This window comes from Protofrankia sp. CiP1_Cm_nod2 (genome assembly GCF_920664355.1).
In the GTDB taxonomy this organism is placed as follows: Bacteria; Actinomycetota; Actinomycetes; order Frankiales; family Frankiaceae; genus Protofrankia.
In genome coordinates this window covers 8,384-15,117 of sequence record NZ_CAKKTL010000066.1, presented here as the reverse complement: position 1 = coordinate 15,117, position 6,734 = coordinate 8,384, and the positions used below count along the sequence as shown (strand labels likewise).

5 protein-coding genes and 3 pseudogenes are annotated in these 6,734 nt (G+C 70.1%); 4 read left to right on the top strand and 4 right to left on the bottom strand.

Translation table 11 applies throughout. The annotated features are described in order from the left end of the window. The first annotated feature begins 464 nt into the window (after nucleotides 1-464). The 3 genes from NBW84_RS24210 (at nucleotide 465) to NBW84_RS09825 (ending at nucleotide 3,992) form a co-directional block, all read left to right on the top strand. Entirely contained in the window at nucleotides 465-938 is a 474-nt protein-coding gene (locus tag NBW84_RS24210; protein WP_445548681.1) for a protein kinase domain-containing protein, read from the top strand. Beyond that, nucleotides 860-3,031 (top strand): serine/threonine protein kinase, encoded by a 2,172-nt coding sequence (locus NBW84_RS09830; protein ID WP_445548684.1) that lies wholly within the window; start codon nucleotides 860-862, stop codon nucleotides 3,029-3,031. The genes NBW84_RS24210 and NBW84_RS09830 overlap by 79 nt, the downstream gene beginning before the upstream one ends. Before the next feature lie 157 nt (nucleotides 3,032-3,188). Further along, nucleotides 3,189-3,992: a hypothetical protein gene (locus tag NBW84_RS09825; RefSeq protein WP_250283830.1), complete on the top strand. Its 804-nt coding sequence runs from the start codon at nucleotides 3,189-3,191 to the stop codon at nucleotides 3,990-3,992. Here NBW84_RS09825 and NBW84_RS24205 read toward each other — a convergent pair. The 3 genes and pseudogenes from NBW84_RS24205 to NBW84_RS09810 all read right to left on the bottom strand — a co-directional run. Further along, nucleotides 3,981-4,118 (bottom strand): annotated as a pseudogene (locus NBW84_RS24205) (YnfA family protein); the annotation flags it as partial. The gene NBW84_RS09825 and the pseudogene NBW84_RS24205 sit on opposite strands and share 12 nt — an antisense overlap. Nucleotides 4,119-4,510: 392 nt before the next feature. Beyond that, nucleotides 4,511-4,990, bottom strand: a complete 480-nt coding sequence (locus NBW84_RS09815; protein ID WP_250283828.1) for a hypothetical protein — start codon at nucleotides 4,988-4,990, stop codon at nucleotides 4,511-4,513. Between the two features lie 95 nt (nucleotides 4,991-5,085). After that, a complete protein-coding gene (locus NBW84_RS09810; RefSeq protein ID WP_250283826.1) occupies nucleotides 5,086-5,793 on the bottom strand; it encodes a hypothetical protein in 708 nt (235 codons plus the stop codon). A gap of 128 nt (nucleotides 5,794-5,921) precedes the next feature. On the opposite strand from NBW84_RS09810, the pseudogene NBW84_RS24200 reads away from it, so the two are divergent. Continuing rightward, nucleotides 5,922-6,104: pseudogene (locus NBW84_RS24200) on the top strand (GNAT family N-acetyltransferase); the annotation flags it as partial. A gap of 69 nt (nucleotides 6,105-6,173) precedes the next feature. Here NBW84_RS24200 and NBW84_RS09805 read toward each other — a convergent pair. Further along, nucleotides 6,174-6,734: pseudogene (locus NBW84_RS09805) on the bottom strand (hypothetical protein); the annotation flags it as partial.

The window sequence follows — 6,734 nt, the reverse complement described above, 5'->3', positions numbered from 1 at the left end:
TCCGCCCGTCTCGGCTTTCCCGGCGGCTCGTCCGCCGGAAAGTTAACCGGCACCGGCCGGGAGGGGTCCCGGCCGACCCGCCCACCAGGACGCGTCGAGATTCGCGCGTGCGACGCGAAGCGGGCCGGTCGTCGCGACCTCGACTTCTCCCCATCACTCGAGAGTTCCTCGCCTCGGCCTTTCGGTCGACCTTGATCGAAGATCCGGCGAGGCCCGGCTGGCGCGCGCCAGCCGGCGACCCGGGGCCATCTCGGTGAAGGTGGCCCGAAGGAGGCCCGCCGCGGACAGGGCACTGCGCCGTTCGCCGTCGGTCCCGGATGGCTCGGCCAGCGGGAGCGGGCTCGGGAGCCCACCCAGACAGTTGGGCAAAAGGTATCAGTAGTAGCGTCGGAGCACGTTCTGGACTGATTTTCGTCACCGAGCCGTCGAGACCCGCCCGCAGACTCACAGGGAATGTTGCGACAGTGCCCCAGGAGCCGATTTCACTGCCCCGGTACCGGCTGACCCGACCGCCGCTGTCCGAGACCCGGATGAGCGTGGTCTACCGTGCGACGGATACCCAGCTGAACGACCGGCCGGTCGTCGTCAAGGTTCTCTCTCCGCAGCTCGCGAACATCCCCCAGTACCGCGAACGGTTCTTCCGCGAGGTGCGGGCCGTGACCACACTGCGGCACCCGCACATCGTCGACGTCTATGAGGCGGCCACGGAGAAAACCGCGGACCAGGCCGCGGCAGGGCGCGACCAGGGCGACGACGACCAGGAGCTTCTCTACCTCGTCATGCCGTACATCGAGGGCTCCAGCCTGCGCGGGCTGCTGGCGGACAACGGGCAACTGGACATCGCCACCGCCCGGCGAACATCCTCGTCGAGTCCGAGACCCGCCATGCCTGCCTGTGTGACTTCGGCATCGCCAAGGTGGGTTTCGAACGGGCGCTGACCGCCGTGGGCGGCTTTCTCGGAACGCCCGACTACTCGGCGCCGGAACGCTTCGACCCGGACCGGTTCGAAGAGCTGCCCATGGCCCACCGGCCGACGATCGAGCGGCCGCCGCGCGACATCGCCGAGGAGAAGCTCGTCGACATCTACGCGCTCGGCGTCGTGATGTACGAGTGCCTCACCGGCAGCCGTCCGTTCGACCACATCGGCGAGCAGGTGCGGCGGGATCCGCCGGCCCTGACCGGGCTGCGCCCCGATCTCCCGCCCGCGCTCGACGACGTGCTGCAAGCCGCGATGGCTCGCGACCCCGCGGGTCGTCCGTCCTCCTGCGCCGAGTTCGCGAGCAGGCTGGCGTCCGCGGCCGGCTCCCCGCGCCCCGCCCCGGCGCCGCTCGGCCCGGCCTCGCCACCTTCGACGATGACGAGGTTCCCCCAGACACCGACAAGCGCCCCGACAGACCCGCCGTCCGCGTCCGGCGGAACGTGGGGCCCACCGCCGGGCTCGCCGCCCCCGGCCAACGAGCCCGGCGCGGCGCCGGCCGGCGCGACTGGACAGGCGCCAACCGGTCAGGTGGTGCGCGGGCCCGGGAGACGTCGGCTCGCGACCGTCCGGCGGGTGGCCGCGCGGCACAGGCGGATCCTCATCGCGGCCGGGGCGGGCCTGGTCCTCGTCGGCGTGCTGCTCGGGGCCACGCTCCCGGTCGTCCTGGACAAGCCGGGAGTCGGAGACCGGCCCAGCCAGCAGCAACTGGCCCGGATTCCCGAACCGCTGCGCGCCGACTGCGCCCGCGACAGGCCGGCGGGCGGGGCCGACGCCGTGGTCTGCCACGACGCCGGCCAACGAGTCCAGCTCACTCTCTTCGTCAGCCTCGACGAGATGGACAGCGCCTACAGCGCCGCGACGCGGGACGCGGGAGTCAGCCGTGGCACCGGAGACTGCGGCGTCGCGGTGGGCACCGGCGCCGAGCATCGCTATCCCGGCGCGGACGCGAGCCCCGGCGGCCAGCACGGGCGCCTGCTCTGCCACACAAGTGACGGCACGACCTCCCTCGTCTGGACGGACGACAAGGCGATGGTCCTGGCGACGGCCAGCCGGCGCGCGGCCGACGACCTGGGGCTGCGGGGGTCCTGGAGCCGCTGGGCCGGCCTGAAAGCCTTCCCCACCACCGAAGAGAAGGCCCTGGTCGACCTGTACGATCTGAAGAACTGTCGCCGGCCGGCCGCGGGGGCTCTCGAGCGGTTCCACGGCATCGTCGCTGCCGTCGAGTGCGCTCCACCGAACGCCGACGAGGGCGCTACAACGGTCTGGTACTACCAGTTCACGGCCCTGGACAGGCTTCGGTCGACCTACGACGCACAGGTGAACGCCGTGCAGGCGCCCATGGACACGTACTGCGGCGGGAGCGCCGAGAACCCCGGCACTCCCGGCACCCACCAGTGGGACCTACGCGGTGTCGACCTGGGCAACCTGCTGTGTTACCGAGACACCGGGAACGCGCCGACCATGGAGTGGACCCTGGAGTCCATGCGTGTGCTTGGCCGCGTGATCGGGCGCGACCCCGCGAAGCTCGCAAGCTGGTGGACGAACAACCACGGTCCGGCGCAGGCGGAGATCGCCAAGGCCGTCAACAGCACCTCCAGTCCGCCGTTCCCGACCGCGGCGGAGCAGCAGCTGCTCACCCACATCCCGCCGACGGCCCGGGTCGACTGCATGCGGCTGTCCGAAGACCAGGTCAAGCAGAACGTCGGCGACCAGAAGCCGCTGGCCGCCATCGCGTGCGACTCTCAGGCCCGCAATCCGCGGATCGTCTTCTATTACCAGATGGCCGACGCCGACGCGCTGGCAGCAACCCTCCGATTCAACGATCCGGGCACGGACGCCGACTGTACCCAGCAGCCGCCGAACTTCTTCGGCGGCGCCCGCTACCTGAACAACGGCGACACGGGCCGTCTCGTCTGCGGCACGAACCCGAGCGGCGCTCGATACCTGATCTGGTCGAACGACCGGCTGAACATTCTCGCCTGCGCGTTCGGCAGCGGACTTCCTCCCGCGGCCCTGATCGCCTGGTGGAGCGCCAACGCCGGCCCCCGGTAGGGCCCGGCCGGAGGCGCGCCATACCGTCTGGTGTTCGTCATTCGGTGACGGTCCTCCGGCGCGGCCGCGCGCTCGCGGCAGATCTTCCGAGCTCGGGACCCCTCCCGGCGCGGCGGGGCTAACCTGTCGCCACGCCGAGCCGGGAGGTGCTGGAGTCGTGAACTCGTCGGGTCGCGCCGGGTCGAGCCAGGTGGACCTGCTGCCGCGGGAGATCGGCAGCCTGGCGCACTGGCAGCCGGAGGCGCCGCCGGGCACGCTGTTCGCCGTCGGGGCGAACGGCGGGATGCGGGTCGCCCCGCGGGCCGGGTTCTCGCTCGTGTTCGGGCGCTGCGAGCCCGAGGTCCACGTGTGCGTCGGCGCCGACGACCAGTACGTCAGCCGCCGGCAGGGGCACATCGGCTGGGATGGCTCGCGCTGGCTCCTGACCAACGAGGGCCGCCGGCCGATCCGGCTGCCGGGATCCCGGCTGCTGCTCGGCGGCGACCAGTCGCCCCTGGCGAGCGGGTACATGCCGCTGTTCATCGTCGCCCCGAGCCAGGAGCACCTACTGGAGATCCGGATCATCGGTCGGCCGGCCCCGCGGCGTCCGGAGGACGGGCCGGACGCCCAGACGCGGGAGGGCGAGGTCTGGCCGCTCAGCGAGGTCGAGAAGCTGGTTCTCGTCTGCCTCGGCCAGAGCTACGTGCGCGGCGACCCGCAGCCGCAGCCGCTGACGTGGAACCAGGTCGAGGCGGAGCTGAGCGAGCTGCGCCCCGAGGAACGGTGGACCGGCAAGCGGGCGGCGCACATCGCCGCCGTCCGCCGCCGCCTCTCGCTCGCAGGGGTGCGCGGGATGATGGAGGACGAGGTGCCGCCGCCGGCCGCCTTCATGATCAACCATAACCTGATCGTGGAGCTGCTCACCAGCACCACCCTGGTCCGCGCGGACCTGTCCCTGCTCGAGCAGGACCTCCCAGGCTGACCCGCCGACGGCGGTGGAGACGACGAAGATCCCGTCGTAGGCGGCCAGGACGCGTCCGAAGCGGGCGCCGGGTTGGAAGGTGGCGGCGAACCCGTACAGGCCGAGCGCGATGATGCCGGTGCCGATCCGCTGTCTCGAAGCCCTTGCCCGGTGTGACCGTTAATGAGCTGACTGTTCTAAACTGTGTGCTCGCGGTCATTATGGATGATCGTGTGGCTGAGGCGCGGGGGGAGAGCGTGGATTTGTTGCTTCCCTCGGACCCGGCGCGGGTCGGCCCCTATGAGCTGCGCGGTCGGCTGGGAGCGGGCGGCATGGGTCGGCTGTACCTGGGGATGTCGACCCGACGACTTCGCCGCGGCGGTGCACCCTACCTGACAGGCAGGACCGAGACCAAAAGCGCTGTCCAGAGCCCCTTGACCGAATAGCCGGGACGGTTCAAAACGGCCCCCGCGCTCCTCACCGGAGCCCGCTCCGGTGGATCCGATCCGGCCCCCGGCCCCCGATGGGCGATCATGTTTCTAAAACGGCGTGATTCGCCCTCGTCGGACCATCGTCCATTCCCCGTCAGCCCCGTGTATTCGATAGTCAGGCGGATGTTCCATTGCCGCGACCGACGGAAAGTAGACCGTCGCTGTCCGGCAGCCGTTGTCCGTGTCGCTGTCGACGGCCAGCCGCATCTCATGGGTGAAGCCCACCCATCCCCAGAGCACCAGCAGATCGATGATCTGTCGGCCGTCTCTCAGGTGTACATAGCCGGGATTCTCTTCGTCCGGCGTCGGATATATCCCGTGCTCGTCCGCCGTTCCCTGGCACGAGTTGAGCGTCTCGATGCCGTGTGACCACGCCAGTTCTAAATACGGCGCCAGGGACTCGTCCACATAGGCCGTGATGCCTGCCGCGTCCGCAAGGACCTGTCTGTGTGCATCTCCGACATAAGCTGGTCGCGAATGTTGTTGTTGTGTGATTCGGCTGCGCCGGAACAACCACGAACGCTTCATATCAAGATCTTATCGTAGTACCGGTGCGACTGGACCAGGGATCCCGCCTGCTGCAGGGGGATGTGATCCAGCGGCCGTCCGGCCGGCGAGGGCCGTCACTTCCCGAACCGGAGGCGGAAAGGATCGGTGTCCGTGTAGTGCGAACCCGCGTTGTCGATGCCGCTGACGTCTGCCACCCGGCCGACGTCGCGCGCGATGAGCATGAGGCGCCGCCAGGGTTTCCGAGGCCCGTCCACGAGGGTGCGCACCATGCGGTCGTCATGAGTCGTCACGACGAGATATTCGGGCGAGGGGGGCGAGGACCGGGACTCTTCGGCTTCATCCCATCCATAGGTCACGTAGCGGGCGAGGCTTTTCACTTCGCCCCAGGCGAACCGCGCCGGCCCGCCGCCGGGAGGAAGATCGCCCGCGATGTCGGTGACGATGGTGAGCCCGTGTTCGTCCGCGGCCGCCCGCAGGGCGTTGCGGGCGGCACGTACGACAAGCCGGATCACGGACGCGGCCAGCCCCAGGGCGATGGTCCCAGAAACGATGGCGCCGGCCGCGCCCGCAAGGCTCGCCAAGAAGACGACTCCGAGGTCGCCGATGTTGTCGAGGATCCCGGTGAATCCGATGCGCCCGAGGTACACCGCCCCGATTCCCAGGGCGATCGCCAGCGGTGCGCGCCGGACTATCCGCCCGGTGGCACGCCCGAACGTCTCCCGGATCTCGATGGAGGTCGCGCCGCCGCGCAGGCGATCCTGCCTGGCGGCGTGCCGCTGCCTGCCTCGCTCCTCTTCCTCGGCGTACGCGCGATTGCTCACGACCCACATCTCGCGCCACACCCTCCTGAACTGATCACTTCTTCTGGCGTTCGATCTTTCCTCGTCCACCATGACGCCGATTGTCCCGAAGGAGGGGCCCGACGTGCCCCCGCGGGTCGTGAGGGCGTGCCGTGCGGGTGCTGGTCACGTTCGGCTTCGGTGAGCTGGGCCTGCACCGTGTCAGCGCCGCGATCGGTCCGGACAACGCCGCGTCCGTCGCCGTGGTCAGACAGGCCGGTTTCTCCTACGAGGGCCGTATCCGCGACCACGCCCACACCAACGGGGCGTGGCGTGACAGCCTGCTCTACTCCGCTTCCTCCGGACGCGACATTGCCCGGCGGACGTGCTCGGCCGGCCTGGGTGGGCTCATGCGCGGTCGGTCAGACGCGGCCGAACAGGGGCGGGAAGGCGAGGACCACGATCCACGCCCACGCCGCGTACACCGGCAGATAGCCGGTCTGCCAGCGTTCGAGGGCCGCGAACGGGGTGCGTCGGCGGGCCAGGCTCAGTAGCAGCCACGCCGACCAGGCGAGGTTGGCCAGCAGGAGGATGTTCTCACCGAGAGCCGCGGCCTTGTTCGGGGTGGTGCCGAACTCGGTGATCCGCCCGGTGATCTCCAGTAGCACCAGCACGTCGATGGCCAGCGCGCTCACCACAAGGGCCAGCTGTAGCCGGTCGAACGGGCCGGCGGGCGCCAGCGGGTCGCGGGCCGAGATCGAGTAGAGCAGCAGCCCCAGCACCACTACCAGCAGCAGGTCGAACAGGATCAGCGCCTCCCGCTCGACGTCGATGCCGGAGCTGGTCCAGACGACGGCGACGAGGAAGGCGAGCAGCACGGCGGTGAACAGCGGGGTGAACAGCCGGGTGAGCACCGGCGCGATGTTCTCGACCACGTTCTGCTTCGCCTCGACGAGCCACGCGGCGACAACGACACCGGCCGC